Source organism: Deinococcus arcticus, from assembly GCF_003028415.1.
Lineage (GTDB): Bacteria > Deinococcota > Deinococci > Deinococcales > Deinococcaceae > Deinococcus > Deinococcus arcticus.
This window is the reverse complement of record NZ_PYSV01000031.1, coordinates 1-17,500: the sequence shown is the minus strand read 5'-3', so window position 1 is coordinate 17,500 and position 17,500 is coordinate 1. Positions and strand designations below refer to the sequence as shown.

General features: G+C 64.9%; 19 protein-coding genes and 2 pseudogenes (1 of these 21 cut by a window edge). 15 read left to right on the top strand and 6 right to left on the bottom strand.

The window, feature by feature from the left end; genetic code table 11:
* The 3 genes from C8263_RS17910 to C8263_RS17900 all read left to right on the top strand — a co-directional run.
* Nucleotides 1–487 carry the 3' portion of an alpha/beta hydrolase family protein gene (locus C8263_RS17910; protein ID WP_107139488.1) on the top strand. It extends 458 nt beyond the left edge of the window, so the window shows 487 of its 945 coding nt (coding positions 459–945); its start codon lies off the left edge, out of view; the stop codon is at nt 485–487.
* Nucleotides 488–504: 17 nt separating this feature from the next.
* Complete coding sequence (locus C8263_RS17905) at nt 505–1,578, top strand: LysM peptidoglycan-binding domain-containing M23 family metallopeptidase (protein WP_107139487.1); 1,074 nt, start codon at nt 505–507, stop codon at nt 1,576–1,578.
* Nucleotides 1,579–1,759: 181 nt separating this feature from the next.
* On the top strand, nt 1,760–2,569 hold the full coding sequence (locus tag C8263_RS17900; protein ID WP_107139486.1) for a hypothetical protein: 810 nt from the start codon (nt 1,760–1,762) through the stop codon (nt 2,567–2,569).
* 229 nt (nt 2,570–2,798) lie between these two features.
* Here the strand turns inward: C8263_RS17900 and C8263_RS17895 are convergent, their stop codons facing one another.
* The 3 genes from C8263_RS17895 to C8263_RS17885 all read right to left on the bottom strand — a co-directional run bounded on the left by C8263_RS17895 (nt 2,799) and on the right by C8263_RS17885 (nt 3,792).
* Nucleotides 2,799–3,035 (bottom strand): glutaredoxin family protein, encoded by a 237-nt coding sequence (locus tag C8263_RS17895; protein ID WP_107139485.1) that lies wholly within the window; start codon nt 3,033–3,035, stop codon nt 2,799–2,801.
* 203 nt (nt 3,036–3,238) lie between these two features.
* Nucleotides 3,239–3,583: a metal-sensitive transcriptional regulator gene (locus tag C8263_RS17890; RefSeq protein ID WP_370635260.1), complete on the bottom strand. Its 345-nt coding sequence runs from the start codon at nt 3,581–3,583 to the stop codon at nt 3,239–3,241.
* Nucleotides 3,583–3,792, bottom strand: coding sequence for a CopZ family metallochaperone (locus C8263_RS17885; RefSeq protein WP_107139484.1), 210 nt, complete (start codon nt 3,790–3,792; stop codon nt 3,583–3,585). The genes C8263_RS17890 and C8263_RS17885 overlap by 1 nt, the downstream gene beginning before the upstream one ends.
* A gap of 168 nt (nt 3,793–3,960) precedes the next feature.
* Here C8263_RS17885 and C8263_RS17880 point away from each other — a divergent pair, with 168 nt between their 5' ends.
* The 10 genes and pseudogenes from C8263_RS17880 (at nt 3,961) to C8263_RS17835 (ending at nt 13,206) form a co-directional block, all read left to right on the top strand.
* Nucleotides 3,961–6,477: a heavy metal translocating P-type ATPase gene (locus tag C8263_RS17880; protein WP_107139483.1), complete on the top strand. Its 2,517-nt coding sequence runs from the start codon at nt 3,961–3,963 to the stop codon at nt 6,475–6,477.
* A gap of 16 nt (nt 6,478–6,493) precedes the next feature.
* On the top strand, nt 6,494–6,925 hold the full coding sequence (locus tag C8263_RS17875) for a hypothetical protein (RefSeq protein WP_107139482.1): 432 nt from the start codon (nt 6,494–6,496) through the stop codon (nt 6,923–6,925).
* Between the two features lie 49 nt (nt 6,926–6,974).
* On the top strand, nt 6,975–7,385 hold the full coding sequence (locus C8263_RS17870; protein ID WP_107139481.1) for a hypothetical protein: 411 nt from the start codon (nt 6,975–6,977) through the stop codon (nt 7,383–7,385).
* A 151-nt stretch (nt 7,386–7,536) separates the two neighbouring features.
* Nucleotides 7,537–7,746 (top strand): annotated as a pseudogene (locus C8263_RS17865) (transposase); the annotation flags it as partial.
* Between the two features lie 56 nt (nt 7,747–7,802).
* A pseudogene (locus tag C8263_RS19935) lies at nt 7,803–7,925 on the top strand (IS982 family transposase); the annotation flags it as partial.
* Nucleotides 7,926–8,246: 321 nt separating this feature from the next.
* Entirely contained in the window at nt 8,247–9,749 is a 1,503-nt protein-coding gene (gene lnt, locus C8263_RS17855) for an apolipoprotein N-acyltransferase (protein WP_230285928.1), read from the top strand.
* Between the two features lie 584 nt (nt 9,750–10,333).
* Nucleotides 10,334–11,230, top strand: a complete 897-nt coding sequence (locus C8263_RS17850; RefSeq protein ID WP_107139480.1) for a C39 family peptidase — start codon at nt 10,334–10,336, stop codon at nt 11,228–11,230.
* A gap of 108 nt (nt 11,231–11,338) precedes the next feature.
* The gene (locus tag C8263_RS17845; protein ID WP_107139479.1) at nt 11,339–11,968 is read left to right on the top strand and encodes a M23 family metallopeptidase; all 630 of its coding nucleotides are present in this window, start codon (nt 11,339–11,341) and stop codon (nt 11,966–11,968) included.
* Nucleotides 11,969–12,142: 174 nt separating this feature from the next.
* On the top strand, nt 12,143–12,559 hold the full coding sequence (locus C8263_RS17840; RefSeq protein ID WP_107139478.1) for a four-helix bundle copper-binding protein: 417 nt from the start codon (nt 12,143–12,145) through the stop codon (nt 12,557–12,559).
* Nucleotides 12,556–13,206 carry a DUF305 domain-containing protein gene (locus tag C8263_RS17835; protein ID WP_107139477.1) on the top strand — a complete coding sequence of 217 codons (651 nt, stop codon included), beginning with the start codon at nt 12,556–12,558 and terminating at the stop codon, nt 13,204–13,206. Before C8263_RS17840 ends, C8263_RS17835 begins: the two co-directional genes overlap by 4 nt.
* Nucleotides 13,207–13,257: 51 nt before the next feature.
* Here C8263_RS17835 and C8263_RS17830 read toward each other — a convergent pair whose 3' ends face one another.
* Both C8263_RS17830 and C8263_RS17825 read right to left on the bottom strand, forming a co-directional pair.
* Nucleotides 13,258–13,626, bottom strand: a complete 369-nt coding sequence (locus C8263_RS17830) for a type II toxin-antitoxin system PemK/MazF family toxin (RefSeq protein WP_107139476.1) — start codon at nt 13,624–13,626, stop codon at nt 13,258–13,260.
* Complete coding sequence (locus C8263_RS17825; protein WP_107139475.1) at nt 13,623–13,928, bottom strand: hypothetical protein; 306 nt, start codon at nt 13,926–13,928, stop codon at nt 13,623–13,625. Before C8263_RS17825 ends, C8263_RS17830 begins: the two co-directional genes overlap by 4 nt.
* Before the next feature lie 441 nt (nt 13,929–14,369).
* Here C8263_RS17825 and C8263_RS17820 point away from each other — a divergent pair, with 441 nt between their 5' ends.
* A complete protein-coding gene (locus C8263_RS17820) occupies nt 14,370–15,548 on the top strand; it encodes a PDDEXK family nuclease (RefSeq protein ID WP_158263854.1) in 1,179 nt (392 codons plus the stop codon).
* A 384-nt stretch (nt 15,549–15,932) separates the two neighbouring features.
* On the opposite strand, the gene C8263_RS17810 is transcribed toward C8263_RS17820, so the two are convergent.
* Nucleotides 15,933–16,316: a thioredoxin-like domain-containing protein gene (locus tag C8263_RS17810; protein ID WP_332888960.1), complete on the bottom strand. Its 384-nt coding sequence runs from the start codon at nt 16,314–16,316 to the stop codon at nt 15,933–15,935.
* Between the two features lie 382 nt (nt 16,317–16,698).
* On the opposite strand from C8263_RS17810, the gene C8263_RS17805 reads away from it, so the two are divergent.
* Nucleotides 16,699–17,433 carry a hypothetical protein gene (locus tag C8263_RS17805; RefSeq protein WP_233218905.1) on the top strand — a complete coding sequence of 245 codons (735 nt, stop codon included), beginning with the start codon at nt 16,699–16,701 and terminating at the stop codon, nt 17,431–17,433.
* Nucleotides 17,434–17,500: the final 67 nt, after the last annotated feature.

Sequence of the window (17,500 nt, the reverse complement as noted above, 5' to 3'; positions counted from 1 at the left end):
CCTCAAGACCCTCAAGGGCGTGAACAAGGCCCGCCTGGGCATGTGGGGCCACTCCATGGGCGGCCACATCACCCTGCGCGCCATGGTCGTGAGCCCCGACATCAAGGCCGGTGTGATCTGGGCGGGCGTGGTCGGCCCGTACGACCTGCTGTTCAAAGCCCTCCCGCAATGGGGCCGCGGCGACCCGAACGATCCACGTGCCCGGCTGCTCGCCACCCTGGGGCGCCCCGAGCGCAACCCGGCCGCCTACCGGGCCATCTCCCCGAACGCCTACCTGGCCGACCTCCGGGGCCGGCCCCTGCAGCTGCACCACGCCACCGGGGACACGCACGTGCCCTACAGTCTGTCGCAATCGCTCGCCAGTGGCCTGAAAGCCGCCGGGCAACCCGTGACCTTCTACACGTACGCAGGCGACAACCACGACCTCAGCCGCAACCTGAAAGCCGCGCTGGACCGGTCCATCGCCTTTTTCAAGACGCACCTGTGATCCCCTGTGAGGCAACCATGACCTTGACGCCCCTGCACCGCGCCCTCGTGCTGAGCGCCGCCCTGCTCACCAGCGTGGCCGGCGCGTACACCGTGAAACCCGGCGACACCCTCTTCAGCCTCGCGCGCGCCGCTGGCACGACCGTTGCGGACCTCATGCGCCTCAACGACTTGAGCAGCACCACGCTGGAGGTCGGGCAGACCCTGCGCCTTCCGGGTGAAGCGGCGGCGTCCGCGTCGCCGGCGCCTGCCTCGCCCTTGCCTCTGCCCCCTGCACCGGCCCTGCCGGGGGTGAACGTCACCGCGCCGATCACCCTGCGCATGGGCGACGCTTTTGCGCTGCGCCTCACCGGCCCGCGCGCGGCAGAGGCCCGCGTCCGCTTTTCCAGTGAAGTGGGTGAGGACGTGCGCCTGCCCGCCGAGCGCCTCACGCCGGTTCCTGCGGGCAACGGCACCTTCATCGTGCTGGGCCGGGTGCTGCTGGGCAAAGCCACGCCGCTGGTCTACGAGATCGAGCTGGATGGGCAGGTGCTGCGCCGCAGCCTCCCCGTGGCGGGTCTGCCCCAGCCGGTCCAGCGCCTGAACCTCCCGCCCAGTATCAGCGGCAAACTGCAGGACCCAGCACGGGCCGCAGAGGACGCCGCTGTGGAGCGCGCGTACGCCCTGCGAACCCCGCCCGTCTGGACGAAGCCCTTCCAGGACGCCGTGCAGGTCCGCGCGCAGAGCAGCGCGTTCGGGCAGCCGCGCACCTACGTGGCGGGCGGTCCCGTGCAGTACCACTACGGCACGGATTACCGCGCCCCGGCGGGCACGGCGGTCCGCGCCGTCAATGACGGCACGGTCGTCATGGCCGGGATGTACCCCGTGCGCGGCGGCCTGGTCATCCTGGACCACGGCGCCGGCGTGACCAGCCTGTACTTTCACCAGCGCCGGGTGACGGTGAAGGTGGGGCAGCGGGTGAAGCGCGGCGACAAGATTGGGGAGGTGGGCAGCACCGGGCTGAGCACCGGCCCCCACCTGCACCTGGAACTTCGGGTGCGCGGTGAAGGCACCGACCCGGCCGGGTGGATGAATCGCCTCTGGCCGAAATAAGGGGGCGTCCGAAGGTCGGCCGGCAGGCGACCTGCCTTTTGCACCACTGCTCTGGGTCACCTCCTGTGACCGCTCTGCCCGGCGGTCAAAGCCTCCTGGGCTTCTGCCAGGGGTGGCGTGAAGTCGGATACGCTGACGGCATGAGAAGGGCCAGGACCATGTTCAGTGATGGGCGTCAACCATGAGTCGGGGCCGCAGCGCTCAGCGCGCGGCGGCTGAGGACGCGCCGGCGGCGCCCAAAGCCTCCCCCTGGAACCTCGGCAATATTCTTGGGTTACTTGCCCTGCTGGCCACCATTGCCTTTGGCATCATCCCGCTGATTGTTTCATCAGCCCAGCAACGGTTGCGGCTGGACGCCACCATTCAATCTGCGGCGCAGATCGTGGGCTCCACCCTGCCTTCACAGGTGCGCGTGACGGTCGGTGGCAAGGAAGCGAGAAACGTGTACGCGACGGTGATCAAGGTGGCCAACTCGGGCGCGCGGCCCATCACACCTGACCTCTTTGCGCCGGGCACGGTTCTCCGCTTACGCCTGGGCGACCAGTGTGAAGTGGTGGAGCAGCGCGTCGTTGGTGCACGTCCCCAGGATGTTCGCGAGCGGGCGCGGGTCACCGTGATTCCAGGCGGCGTGGCCCTCGCACCCTTGTTGCTGAATCCTGATGATACGGTGCTGATTCAGGTCCTCACGTCAAATTGCCGCCCTCAGCTTGTGCCTTCGGCGTCCATTGCCGGCATCACGCAGGTCAGCATGAGGGACGCGGCGAAAATCAAGGCCGAGTGGGCGTACCGGTGGCTCATCGTGTTTGCCATCGTCATGGGCGGTATTTTCAGCCTCTTGAACATCTACGAAGCCCAGATCAAGAAAATGTCTCGTTGGCAACGGCAATTGATTGTGTTTGGCCTCCTCACTTTAATGATATCTGCCTTATTCTTTTTAATGAATATGATGCTTTCTTCCGCATTTCAATCGTTTTCTCCAACGTATCAATGAGTAACATGTTCAACCCGTTCAGCAGGCTCCAAATCGAGTCTTCACTTCACACAAAGGGCGAGATGGCCGTCTCCCTGATTTCACTGGTGAACGGCAGATCGGTGGCGTGGCGCCAGACGTTCCGGGTGCATGCCCGAACCGGTGGAGCGGTGCACCGCTGATCGCCGCCATAACAGGGGTACCAGCGCAGGAACCCACCATGCATCCGGCTGTTCCTCTCGCACAGGCATCAACTCAGCAGCGCTTCCAATTTGGGCCGCTGCTGGTCGAAGGTCCCGTAGAAGAACTGTTCACCAACAACCGTGATGGGCGCGACCCGGACGCCGTACCGAGCTTTGGCTTCCTCAGCGACGGCCGGGTTCGTCAGGTCGCGTTCTTCAAACGCGACGCCGTGCCGGTCAAACCAGCGCCGCAGCGCGTGGCAGTCGGGGCAGGTGGGTGTGGCATACAGGATGACGTGCGGCATAGGCAGCCTCGCAGGAACACCGGGACGAACCCATGGGCTCGTCCCGGAGCGGGAGGGCGGAGGTGGTCAGCGGCCGTGAACAGGCAACGACGGGAAAAGGGCAAGCGGACCGCCGCGTTCCGGATGTGATCTGGGTCCGTCAGCGGCGGCTGGCCAACGGCGCGTTATTCACCCTGGCAACCTGACAGGGGGTTTGCCGTCACTCAGATGTACTTGAGCACGTCCATGAGCTCGTCCACCATGTCCTGAGCGTCGCCCCGGGTGGCGGCGGTCGCCACGTGCGCTTCGAGGTGCCCGCGCAGGACCACGCTGGCCGCGCCGTCGAGCGCGCCCTGCACGGCCTTGATCTGCCGCAGCACGTCCACGCAGTAGACATCGGGATCCTCCAGGGAGCGGCGGATGCTTTCCAGGTGACCGCGGGCGATGGCAAGACGACGCGCGGCGCGCTGGCGACTGTCTTCGGGCATGCAGAGGTGCTGGCTCGTGTGACAGGCCTCCCCCTCAGGGGGATGGGGCGCAGGCGGCCTGGCGGTCGTCGCCCTGGGCATTACTGAGGGGAAACGGCCGCGCCGTACCCTTCGTCCTGCACGGCGGTGATCAGGTGCTGCGCGTCGGCGCTGCCCTGCACAACGGCCTTGCCGGTCTTGAGGTCCACCTGGGCGTCCGTGACGCCGGGCACGCTTTTCAGGGCGCTGGCGACGCCGCTCTGGCAGTGGCCGCAGGTCATGCCGGTGATGGTCAATTCAATCTGGTTCATGGTCTTCCTCCTGGCATCAAGCTATACCCTCCCCCCTGGGGTGTCAAGAGGATTGGAGAAGGGAGAGCCGAAAGCACAGGCTTTTCCTGGCGGCATCTTGCATTCCCCCTCCCCCAGGGTCTATGCTGCCCTCAGAAGGAACCCCCCTGGGGGGGATTGGAGGAATCCATGACACACACCATCGAGCTCGGCATTCAAGGCATGACCTGCGCCAGTTGCGTGGGCCGCGTCGAACGCGGTCTGAAGAAGGTGGACGGCGTCCAAGACGCCACCGTGAACCTCGCCACTGAGCGCGCCACCGTGACCTATGACCCCGCCCTCACCGGCCCGGACGCCCTGCTGGCCAAGATCAAGGACGTTGGCTACGAGCCCCTCGTCAGCACCACCGAACTCGGCATTCAGGGCATGACCTGCGCGAGCTGCGTCGGCCGGGTCGAGCGCGCCCTGAAGAAGGTGGACGGTGTTCTGAGCGCCAGCGTGAACCTCGCCACCGAACGCGCCAGCGTGACCTACCTACCCTCCAGCGTCAGCCCCGGTCAGCTCAAGGCCGCCATCCGCGAGGCGGGCTATGAGGTCCTTGAAGCGCAAGCCGGCCTCAGCCGTGAAGATCAGGAACGCGAAGCGCGCGCCCAGGAAGTCGACCACCTGCGCCGCCAGGTGCTGTTCAGCACGGTCTTCGCGCTCCCCCTGCTGCTGATTGCCATGGTCCCCATGGTCATTCCGGCGGTGAACGCCTGGCTGATGGCCACCTTCGGGCACGGCGTCATGGGCACCCTGAACTGGATCATGCTCGCCCTGGCGCTGCCCATCCAGTTCGGTCCCGGACGGCGCTTCTACCGGCTGGGCTGGAAGAGCCTGAAAAACAAATCCCCTGACATGAACGCCCTGGTGATGATCGGCACCACCGCCGCGTTCGTGTACTCCCTGGTGGCCACGGTGGCCCCCGGCATCTTCCCGGACGGCACCGCGCACGTGTACTACGAAGCCTCGGGGGTCGTGATCACCCTGATCCTGCTCGGTAAGTTCTTCGAAGCCGTCGCCAAGGGCCGCTCCAGCGAAGCCATGAAGAAACTGCTGAGCCTGCAGGCCAAAACTGCCCGCGTCGTGCGGGGCGGTCAGGAACTTGAGGTGTCCACGGACGAGGTGCTGGTCGGTGACCTGATCTCGGTTCGCCCGGGCGAGAAGATCCCGGTCGATGGGGAAGTCGTCAGCGGCAACTCCTTCGTGGACGAAAGCATGATCACGGGTGAACCCATTCCGGTCAGCAAGCAGACCGGCGCCCCCGTCGTGGGCGGCACCATCAACCAGAACGGCGCCCTGAGCTTCCGCGCCACGAAAATAGGCGCCGACACCGCCCTGGCCCAGATCATCAAGTTGGTGGAAACCGCGCAGGGCAGCAGACCCCCCATCCAGGGCCTCGCGGACAGGGTCGTCGCCGTCTTCGTCCCCGTCGTGCTGGGCATCGCGGCCCTGACCTTCTTGCTCTGGCTGATTTTCGGCGGGCAGACCGCCCTCTCCTTCGCCCTGATCACCACGGTTGCGGTCCTGATTATCGCCTGCCCCTGCGCGATGGGCCTGGCCACACCGACCAGCATCATGGTGGGCACCGGCAAGGCGGCCGAGCTGGGCGTCCTCTTCAAAGGGGGCGGCGCCCTGGAAGGGCTGCAGGACGTGCAGGTCGTCGCGGTGGACAAGACCGGCACCTTGACCAAAGGCAAGCCTGAGCTGACCGACCTGGTGACAACAGACGCCTTTACCCGAAACGACGTCCTGCGCCTGGTCGCCGCAGCGGAAGAGCAGAGTGAACACCCGATCGCCCGCGCCATCGTGGACGCCGCGAAGAAAGAAGGCGTTGCCCTGGTTCATCCCGAGCACTTCGAAGCGGTGCCTGGATTCGGCCTGGAAGCCCGGGTAGACGGCCACCTGGTGCAAGTGGGCGCCGACCGCTACATGACCCGCCTGAACCTCGACACGGCCGCCTTCACGGCGCAGGCCGAACGGCTGGGCGATGAAGGCAAAAGCCCGCTGTTCGCGGCGATTGACGGTCAGCTCGCGGCCGTGATCGCGGTGGCCGACCCCATCAAGGACGGGAGTCTGGAGGCGGTGCGCGCCCTGCACGCCCAGGGCCTGAAGGTCGCCATGATCACTGGGGACAACACCCGCACCGCGCATGCGATTGCCCGGCAGCTGGGCATCGATGAAGTGCTGGCCGAAGTGCTGCCCAGCGGGAAGAGTGACGCGGTGAAGGCCCTGCAGGCTGGGGGCCAGAAGGTCGCCTTCGTCGGAGACGGCATCAATGACGCGCCGGCCCTCGCCCAGGCGGACGTGGGCCTGGCCATCGGCACGGGCACGGACGTGGCGGTGGAAACCGCCGACGTGATCCTGATGAGCGGCGACCTGCGCGGCGTGCCGAACGCCTTCGCCCTGAGCCGCGCCACCCTGCGCAACATCAAGCTCAACCTCTTCTGGGCGTTCGCGTACAACATCATCCTGATTCCAGTCGCGGCTGGCGTGCTGTACCCCGCCTTTGGCCTCCTCCTCAGTCCGGTCCTGGCGGCTGCCGCGATGGGCTTTTCCAGCGTGTTCGTGCTGACCAACGCCCTGCGCCTGCGCGGCTTCCGCCCACCCGTGAACCCCGACCCCGCCCCGGTTCGTGCCGGGACGGTGAGGGCCGCGTCCGCCTGAACGGAGGTGACGTGCCATGGCGAAACTGAAGGTCGCGGCCCTGATGCAGAATTTGCGGCGGCATGCCAAGCACGCCCAGTGCCGGCGCAGCTTCCTGGAGCGGGCCCAGATGCGCGCCGCGGTGGACGCCGAGCAGGGCCTGACGTTTCTGGGGGTCGGCAGTTCCTGCGGGAAACCCGCGTTCGCCCTGCCATACCCGCTGACCTGGACCGAAGCGGCGCTGGACCGACTCGAACACCTGGCCGAGCAGCACTTCTGTTACGTCGAGTATGGCCAGCTCGCGCACCTCAAACGGCGGGTGGACGACCGCGAACTGCTCGCCGTGCAGGACTGGACGCCGTTCGGGGTGGTGTACGTGCGGGCGGAGTACCCCCTCGCGGACACGTTGCTGCGCGACCTGACCGTTACCCTTCAGCCGGAGGACGCTCCGGAGAGCACCGCGCCGTGACGCCACACCGCCTGACCCTGGCCCTCCCCCTTCTTCCCTGGAGATTCGTATGCCCAAATTGACGGTTGGCCCCTGGATTGCTGCTCAGAAACTCCCCAGCCGGGACGTGGCCCGTGACCGCTTCGCCTTCCTGGACCGCACCCGCCTGCGGGACGAGACCCCCACCGTGGCTGGCCTGCCGCTGGTTGGCATGGGCGGCTCATGCGGCAAGCCCTGCTTCGCCCTGCCGTTCGTGCTGACCTGGACAGACGAGAACACCCACGCCCTGGAAACCGTGGCGGACGGGTACGGCTGCTACGTCGAGTACGGCCTGTACCCGCACCTGAAGCTGCACGACAATGATCAGGAGGTGGCGGCCGTGCAGGACTGGACCACGTTTGGCATGGTGTACCTGCGCCCGGGGTACGAGAAGGCCGAGGAACTGCTGACGGATCTTGTGCGCGCCCTGAGCCCCGCGTAAGCGAGGGGCCGGACGCCGACAGCACACCGTGTGCTGTCGGCGTCTGTTTATGGGACCGCACCCCGGGAGGGCCAGAAATTCCGCGCCGCGTTGTGGGACGACACGTCCCGCCGAGGCTGATTCGCCATAAACCATCTCTGGAACAGTAAAACGCCTGTCTTTGGTGTTTTTGCCACCGTACGCCCCGGAGTTGAACCCAATCGAGCTGGTGTGGGCGTATGTGAAGCGGAATGTGCTGGGCAACTGCTGTGCCCGCTCGGTCTCCTTCCTGAAGGCGAAGCTCGTGACAGCCTGGCAGCGGATCCGGTACATTCAACGCCCTCGTCACCTGACGGATGCCAATGTCCAGCGGGAGCAATAAATTACCGCGAATAGGGGTTGACAAGGGCGGCTAGAAAGGCGCTAGGGAGAGGGCTCATGAGCCCTCTCGATCTCACTTTCCTCCCGCTTTCAGCCGCAGTAACGCGCCTCACCCAATGGATCGCTCCGCACATCCCAGCGAAATTGCTGCACCCACACGAGAAAATGTCCGACGCTGACAATGAGCGGGCGAGCTAGGCCGAGCCCAGCACCGTCAGAATCAGCAGGACTGTCCCCAGCCAAGGACCCGCCCGTCTGCGGCGGGGACGTGGCGAGGTCACGTGGACCCCAGCTGGGTGGACGGCAGGGAAGCGGGCGGGCAAGGGCGGGTGGACATGTCAGGTTCCTCCACCGCGAGCTTAGGTGGGACGTGTTGGCGTCGTGTAAAGCTTTACCGCATCTGAACACGACTCCCGTAGGGTGCGGCGCGTGAACGACCGTGTTGCCTTGTGGAGTTCCCGACTCAACCCTCCCCCTTGGCTGGGGGACGCCTTGGGCGGCGTGATGCTGGGCCTGATGTTCCTGCCGTCACCGTTGGCCGTGCTCGCTCCACTCCCGCTGGCGATGCTGCACCACCGTCTGGCCCACAGCACGGCCGGGTGGGGCGCTTTCCGGCATGCGTTCGCGTTCGCCCTGGCCTTTTTCGGTGTGCACCTCGCCTGGCTGCCCATCAGCATGGCGGCCGTGCTGGGGCCCCTGGGTGGGCTCCTCACCGTGCTCGTCCTGCCCGCTGCGGCGCTGACTTGGGCAGTGCCCCTGACCCTTACCCGGGTGGCCTTCGGCCCCCGCACCCTGCTCGCTCTGCCCCTTGCCTGGGTCCTGCTCGAGGCGCTGCGCACCCAAGGTCCCCTGGCCTTCCCGTGGGGCGCGCCCGGGTACGCCCTGATCCAGACCCCACTGGCCCAGCTCGCCAGCATCGGTGGGGCCGCGCTTCTCACGCTGCTGGTGACCGGAACCGCCAGCGTCCTGGCCGGTCTGGGGGGCAGCCGTCCTCCTGTTCTCCTGATGGGGCTGGCGGTCTGGGGCGCTGGCCTCGTGTGGGGCCGGGAAGTCACGCCCCCCATCACGCCCGCTCCCCGGACCGCTGTGCTCGTGCAGGGGGCGATCGATCCGCGCCTCAAGGCCCAGGGGCGCACCCTCAATGAGTTCCAGATTTACCTTGATCTGACGCGGCGCGCTCTGCGTTCAGGGGAAGCGGACCTGGCCGTGTGGCCGGAGACGGCGAGTCCGCTGCCCGCCTCCGATCCGGGGGTGCTGCCCGCCCTCCGGGGCCTGGGCGTTCCCCTGCTGCTCGGTGCCCCGGGCGATGTGCCCGGCCAGGCGCGCAACAGCGCCTACGGTGTGGACGGCGAGGTCACGGGGCGGCAGGACAAACGCGTCCTGGTGCCATTCGGGGAGCGTTTGCCTTTCTCAGGTGTGCTGGGGGGGCTCTATACCCCTGTCTTGAGGAGCCTGGGGATGGCCGGGTACACCAGCCTGACCCCTGGAAGGCTGCTGAACGTGCTGCCCGTGCGGGACCTGCGCGCGGGGGTGAGCATTTGCTACGAGTCCGTGTTTGGGCAGCTCAGTCGGCAGGCCGTGCGGGCCGGAGCCAACCTGCTCGTTGTGCTCTCCAACGACGCGTGGTTTGGGCAGGGGGCAGGGGCCGAACAGCATTTTCAGATGGGCCGCCTGCGCGCCATCGAAACCCGGCGGTTTCTGCTGCGCGCCGGGAACGACGGGGTCAGCGCAGTCATTGACCCCTGGGGCCAGGTCCGGTTTCGCGCGCCCCGGGGCGCGCGGGGCGCCTACCGGGTCACCTTTGATCTCTCGACAATTCGCACGCCCTTCGTGCTGTACGGCAACTGGGTCGTATGGGCAAGCGCACTGGCACTGCTGATGGCCGGTGCCAGGCTGATCCGCAATCCGGGGATTTCGCTCCGCCCGATCTCCAGTCAAGCCCTCGATACGAGAGCTGACCACGGGGAGCGTTGTCAGTCCACGGGTCCGCTGTATGGCCGATGAACCGGGTTGTCCATGATCAGCAGCCGGCGGCGGAAGCGGCGCGTCCAGGACGTCTTCAAAGTGCGCTTTCATCCTGTGGCCACCGCCTGAGGAATGCTTGATCAGCACAGGTGACCGGTGCACCACCGCCATCTTCGTCGGGTTTCCGGATCATGTGGCAGTCTGGGTTCCCCTAGAGATTCAAAGGATGGTGTCGAGCTGGACACCTTGCCCAGCCATGTAGCGGGTGACGCCCTCTTGGTCAATCTCGCGGAAAATTTGTGTGTCGGCCGAAGCGCACTGTACAGCTCAGTTTGACCTGGTCGTGGTGGAAAACGTTGAAATCCTGGGCCCTGAAGGGGTGCCGGGTGGAGCTCTGATTCGAGATGGTGGGGCGCGCCTTCCGGAACCGGATGACCGCTTCCTGTGGCTTTGGGGTGTCGGAAACGTCATCGCCTGGTGAAAGACCCTGCCATCCGTCATGAACGGATGAACGCTTGGTGGGAGCGCCTGCGCCCAGGTCATCCCTTCGAGCATGAATGCTCACCCAACACGTCAAGCCATGAGTCGAATGCATCCTTCAGGCGCTCAGGCCACACTGGGGCATGACGCGTCGCTGGTGGCTGATCCTGGGGGCGGGGTGGAGCTGGAGCGTGGCCAGCGCCCAGCCCGCGAGCGTGACCTTGAAGAACATCCGGCATGACTTTCAGGCGCTGAACAACTGCGCGCCGGTGACCGCCATGACCCTGCTGGGGTATTACGGCGCCTCGGTCACGCAGGCGCAGGCGGCCGCCGTGATGAAGGATTACCCGGGTGATCCGCAGGTCACGAGTCTTGAGCTGGCCAGCTACCTGGGCCGCGTGGGGCTGCAGAGCGTCATCCGCTACGCCGGGGACGCCGAACTGCTGCGGTCACTGGTGGCGGCGGGGTTTCCGGTGGTGCTCCAGCAGCGGCTCCAGCGGGGCAGCAACGTGGCGCATTTCCGCACGGTGTACGGGTACAGCGCGGGCCAGTTTCTGATCAGTGATCCGCTGCTCGGGCCGTCCCTGCGGCTCAGTGCCCAGCGGCTCGCCGAGCTCTGGGCGTACTACAACGGGGAGTACCTGGTGGCGTTTCCCCCCGCAAGGGCTGGGGAGGTGCAGCGCCTTCTGGGCAGCGATTACAGCGCGGCCGCGAACTGGCAGCACCTCCGGGCACATGGGGAGCAGGATGTCAAAGCGCGCCCGCGTGACCCGTACGCCTGGTGGGGGCTGGCCAAGGCCACCCTGCGCCTGGGCAATGCCGCGCTGGCGTCGGACTACTTCGAGCGGGCCGTGAACCTGGGGGTGCCCACCATGTACTACCTGTACCGCCAGGAAGCGTTCGAGGCCTGGACGCAGGCGGGACGGCACAGCCGGACCCTGAGCGTCACGCAGCGGGCCCTGCAGGCGTTTCCGCGCAGCAAGGAACTGCAGTATTTCCGCACCCTGGCTGGCAGAGCGGTGGGACAATCGGGCGGCTGAGGACCGCAGCAGTGGGGCTTGGTCGCCTGTGTTCGCCCGGGCCTTAATGGTCCGCGCGGTCATCAAATCTTTACAGAAACTTTATAAACCGCCGGTACGGTGGCCCGGATGTGGCGTTCTTTGCTCCTCACCCTGGGCCTCGCCGCCCTGAGTTTCTCCACCGCTGCGACCGTGACGGTCAAGCCCGGCGACACGCTGTACGGCATTGCCCGGCGCCAGGGCGTGAGTCTGGAGGCGCTGCTGGCGAAGAACAAGGGCCTGAATCCGCAACTGGCCCTGAAGGTGGGGCAGGTGCTGCAGCTGCCAGATCGGTCTGCCACCACCCGCGCGGCGACCGTGACCGCCACAGGTGGGGCCACCGTGCGGCCTGCGGGCATCCGCGTGACCGCCGTGCTGCCCGTGCAGGGCCGGCTGACCAGCCCGTATTCGCCCGCGCACCTGGGCCTGGATCTGGCGGCACCAACCGGGACACCGTTTGTGGCGGCCCGTGGGGGTCGCGTGACCGAGTCCCAGTTTGATGCACGGACTGGCTGGGGCTGGACGATCGTGCTGGACCACGGGGACGGCATGACGACGCGCTACAGCCACAACAGCGCCAACCTCGTGCAGGTGGGTCAGACCGTGGAGACCGGGCAGGTGATCGGCCGGGTGGGCAGCACCGGCAACAGCACGGGGCCGCACCTGGACTTCCGCGTGATGGTGGACGGCAAGGTCATCAACCCCATGGGCCTGTACTGAGCGGCGCCCGTGGAGAGGGAAGGCGCATAGCCCTACTCCTTCAGCGTTTCTTGAGGCGCGCCCTCAACTTTACAGAAGCTGAACACGCGCGGCCCAGGGTGAAAGCGCCCTCTCCCCCGGGAGGGCCGCGTGACCACCGTGGTCCCGCGTCATTTCACGCCCTGGAGGCCCCCGATGGACACCCTCACCCGCATGCTCAACACCCACCCCAAGGCCAGTTCCATGGACGCCGCCCTGCTCGCCACCTGCCTGCAAGCATGCCTGGAGTGCGAGGCGGTGTGCTCGCTGTGCGCCGACGCGTGCCTGAGTGAACACGAACACCTGCACCACCTCACGCACTGCGTCAGTCTGAATACGCAGTGCGCCGCTGTCTGTCAGGCCACCGCCAAGGTGCTCGCGTCATCTGGGCAAGGCGACGCGCAGGTCCTGCAGGCGCAGCTGGAGGCCTGCCTGCGCGCGTGTCAGGCGTGCGCCGAGGAATGCGAGCGGCACGCGCAGGAGATGAACATGGCGCACTGCGCCGTGTGCGCCGAGAGCTGCCGACGTTGTGAGCAGGCCTGTCAGGCGCTACTGGGGAGCGTGAACGCATGAAGCGCATGCTGTTGACCGCTGCCCTGCTGACCTTGAGCTCCGCCCAGGCCGGTGGAATGGACATGGCCATGCCCGGCATGACCCACATGACGATGCCGATGACGCCTTCAGCGTCTGTGCCGGGGCTATCCCAGATGGGGCTGCAGATGCAACTGGACATGCGCATGATGATGATGCCGATGATCAGTGACCTCGCCCGGTTGAGTGGGCGGTCCTTCGAGCGGGCGTTCATGTCCATGATGATTCCGCACCACCAGAGCGCCATCGACAGCAGCCGCGCCGTTCTGGAGCGCGCCAAGGATGAACAGGTGCGCGCGTGGGCGACCCAGATCATCGCGGACCAGACGCGCGAGATTGCTGAGATGCAGGCCCAGCTGCGCGCGTACGGCGGGCCGAATCAGGCGGTAATGGCGCGCATGGTGCAGATGAACCGCATGATGGACATGCCCGCCATGATCCGCGCGTCAAGCATGCCGGAACGTACGTTCCTGGAAGGCATGCTTCCGCACCACGCGGCCGCCAACGAGAAATCGAACCTGGCCCTGCAGCGGACGCAGGACCCCTTCGTGTTAGAGCTCGCGGAGAAGATCATCACCGCCCAGGCGGGCGAAATGCACGACTTCCAGGGGTGGCTCAGAGCGCATTAAGGCAGGGCCACAAGGCGACCGGCATGGACGATCAGCCGGTCGCCTTGTGCGTTACAGGACGAACATGCCCCTGAGGGCCTGCCGGACTGGCTCGAACTCCGCTTCGGTCAGTCGGCCGAGTCGGCCGGTGATGCGCGCCTGATCCACGTACCGCAGCTGATCGGTCAGGGCGACGCTGTCGCGCGAGAGGCCACCACATCCGCGTTGGTACAGGGGGTACAGCGCGGCGCGGCGCCCGGTGAAGTGCTGGATGCGGGACGTAAAGGGCACGACGAGCAGGCCGGGAAAGCGGGGCGCGGCAACAAAATCCGGCACCGCCACGATCAGGGCGGGCCGGAAGCCGGACTGTTCCGTGCCACTCGGCTGGTGCGCCGCGAAGTTCACTTCCAGCACCACACCCAGGGGGGCGGGGTACGTCAATCCTCACCCATGTCCCAGCCCTGCCCAGGCACGTACCGGAACGGCTTGACCGCCGGCCGCCCCTGCGGCCCCCAGTCGTAAGGTTCGCTCAGCAGTAGGTCTGGGCTCGTGAACATCTGGGTGTTGCCTGGGTGTCGGTGGAGGGTGCCGCCTCCCAGCGAAAAGCCCTGGGCGAACGGCAAACGGATCACAGGGGCCAGAAGGGCGCGCCGCTGCAGCTGCCGGGCCTCACGTGTGGTCAGGCGGAGCAGGGTGCCACGGACCGCTTTGTGTTTGCCCCGAAGCCGAATCTTGATGGTCATGCTTGCTCACCCCCTTGCGGTGTCCCTGCAGTGTACGCCCATGTGGAAAAAGGTGTGTGGGGCGCGCAGCGTTTCAAGCGCTTACCCTTGGGTCTGGTGCCCACGGCTTGATCACCAGTCAGGCGGCTCACTAGTGGAAACCTATTCATTGCAGCGCGCGCGGCTGGGCGACTGGACGGTGGGTGGGGAGCCCGGCGCCTCTCAACTGGGGGAGTGGCCCTTCAGCGCGTGCTCTGCCGCGGTCTCAGCCCAGCTCAAGACATCGGCCTGCGTGTCGGGCGCTGTCACGAGACGCGATCTGCCAGCGCACAGGGCACTGAAGGCCGCACAAGGCGGATCGTCAACAGGCACAACATTCACTGTTGGCATGTCACGTGGTGGCCTGTTCACCTGGGCCTTGCCGGCGTGGGCGGGCGCCCCCACCTCATGCTCCAATACGGCATGGCGCGCGCCACTCGCACCCTGAATCCCCTGCACTTTGAAGATCTGGAGCCGCACCGTTTTGAAGATCTGGTGCGGCAGCTGGCCTACGATTACCGGCCCTGGGCCAGCATCGAGGCCACTGGCCGGGGCGGCGCAGATGACGGCATCGATATCCGGGCGTTTGAGCAAGGCATCGTTCCCTCATTTGAAGAGGCCGACGAAGAGGACCTTCCCCTTCTCGTGGATTCACGGCGGCTGTGGATTCTTCAGTGCAAGCGGGAAAAACGTATTGGCCCCGCGCAGGTCCGGCGGTATGTCGAGGAGAGTGTGCCGGGGCCAGAAGTGCCATATGGGTTCATCCTCGCAGCGGCCTGTGACTTCAGCAAGAAAGCCTATGACGCGTTCCGCGCCGCCCTGATTGGCACTGGGGTGCAGGAATTCCATCTCTGGGGAAAAGCGGAGCTGGAGGACATGCTGTTTCAGCCGAAGAATGATCATCTGCTGTTCGCTTACTTTGGCATCAGCCTGCAGACGCGAAAGCGCTCCAAGCAGAATGAACTGAGATCCCTCCTGACCTGGCGCAAACGAATTCTGCGCGCTCTCGACAGTGAGCGCGGCGTCATTGGGCAAGACGTCCTGCTGCTGGATGCGGACTGCCAGGACTACCCTCTCATGGACGAGGTGCCAGATTTCGAGACCGCTCAGCCGTGGGGCATCTTTAGAGTCAAGCTCATGCATCCACAGCACTTCCTGGTGCTTGAAGTGGCGCGGCACCTGGCGTATGCGGATGATCAAACGGGCGAGTGGGACGTGTTGGAAGAGGGTGAGGTTCCGGTCATTCGTGAGCAACTGTATGGTGGTCCACCGAGCGTCCGCACCCCTGAGACGAGCCGCTGGTACCGGGTCTGGGAAGAGGCAGTGCCGCGAGCGGCAAGGGCCGAATACGTCACGATGGCGCGCCTCCCCCTCGAAAGCATTGTGGGCCTCGTGGAGAAGGGCGATCTCGCCCACGACTGTCCAATTCTCTATATTCAGGTCACGGCAGAGGGACGACTCTTCCCAGAGGAATTCAGCTACCTCCTTGAGTTTCAAGATCGGCACAAGCAGAACCGGACTCTCCTGCCTGATCCGGAAAAACGAATATCTTATTTTAAGAACGCCAAATTTGCGCAAGATCACGCAGCTGATATCAGCTGAATTCAACACACGCTGTTGATGATTTTGATTTGGATGACTTTGACGTCGACGCTGCGGTCTTGGGATTGGTTCTTGATCAGGAGAGCAGATCGGCACGGCGCTTGTGTTTTTCGTAGATAGTCATAATCTAGAGATCATAGACAAGTACGGCAATATCCACATGGACTTCCTCATCCTGACAGTGTCGGAATTGGAACTGCAGTATTCGTCGTTGCTCGTCGATCGCAATATCTTTGGCGTACTGCTGGTGACTCCGCATGCTTTCGATCACTTTTTTCACCACTGATGTTGCGTCTTTGTTGCGATTAAAAATGAGGACGGCAGTCAGCAGGCTCAGTACCCGACAGTTTCTCTGATGCCTATCTGAGGCCCGGACTCCTGTAATTACTGGGTTTCAGATGTGCTCTCAGGCCCGATGCAGGGCGCCCCACGTTCTGGCGCCTGTGTCCCCTGCTCGTACTTGTTCAGGAAAAGTTGGAGCCGTGGGTCATCGGCTTGATTGACTTGAAGTTGCCGGTTCCAGGCACTGATCACCACCGGCGCGGGCAGATCTGGGTAGGGGCTCAGGAGGACATAGCTGTGCCCGTCAACCAATTGTTGGAGTGTCTCCAGATCATTCTTGCTGAGGTCAGGGCGATAGGTGACCCACACCGCGCCATGTTCCATGCTGTGTACAGCGTGTTCATTGTAGAGCGGTCGGTCATAGATGCCGCAGTGTTGCCAACTGCTGTGGTGCACGCCACCCACCGGTGGGGTCTCCTTGTACACCTGTCGTCCAGGTTGATGCAGACCACCTTCATACTGAAAGCTCCGCTCCCCCTCAATGGTGTTGGCTCGCGTACATCCCACCAGTGGGATCATCAGAAGTGCAAGGAATAGGGACCTCATCACTTCAGCCTAACGAGAGGCGTTGCTTTGGTGGGCCGCACATCTGCAGCTGCCTTTTCCTGCGCTCGTCCACCCGCGCCATCACACCGTATCCGCATTTGCCTCAGACGCTTATGAACAAACAGTTTTACGGCAGGCTTGAAAAAATCCTTCACACGCGCGAGAACAAGCTGCGTCTCCTGATGTCCTGGCCAAACTGACCCGTTGCTTCACCGCGCATTTCCCGGAGTTTCGCAAGAACCAGGTGGAACTACTCTCACTGATGGTGCTCGCACTCCTCCAGGCCAAAGATGTGCGGCACGCAGAGCTTGCTGCGCGCTTTTCTGGAAGCGCGCAGACCAGTTCAGTGATTCGCCGTGTGGAACGGTTCTTTGATCGTCACCCATTGTGTCCTGCCGATGTCGCTCGCGTGGTTCTGGCCTTGCTGCCACAGACGCGTCCCCGCGAGTTCATCCTGGATCGCACCAACTGGAAGTACGGCCAGACCGACGTCAATGTCCTGATGCTTGCGGTGATCTGGCGCGGTGTCGCCATCCCACTGCTCTTCGAGTTGCTGCCTCATGGGGGCAGCAGCGATACGGCAGTGCGTCATACGTTGATGGATGACGCATTGTGTCTTCTCCCAGCGTCGCAGATTCGTGTGCTGTACGCCGATCGAGAATTTGTTGGTCATGACTGGATTCAGGGGCTGGCGCAGAAGGGCATTCCCATCTGTGTCCGTCTCCGACGCGATACACACATAGAAGAGTGGAGTGCCCAGGACTGGTTGGGACGTCTGCAGACCGACAGAGCCGGTTTGCTGGTCGAGCAAGTCGAGGTCTACGGTCAGCCGATGAACGTTGTCCTGACCTACACGGCAGACGAAGAAGCCTTGATCATTGCCAGCAACACTGGCACCGTCACCGCCATTCAGGCGCAGTATCGAAAGCGCTTCCGGTGGAGTGACCCCCCAGGAGCGGACCAGGAGGCAAGGCACTTCGCCCCCGTCAGCCCGTAGGCTGACGGCACCGAAGGAGTCCCTATGCCCGGACGCACCCACCGCCGCGAGTTCAAGCTGGACATCG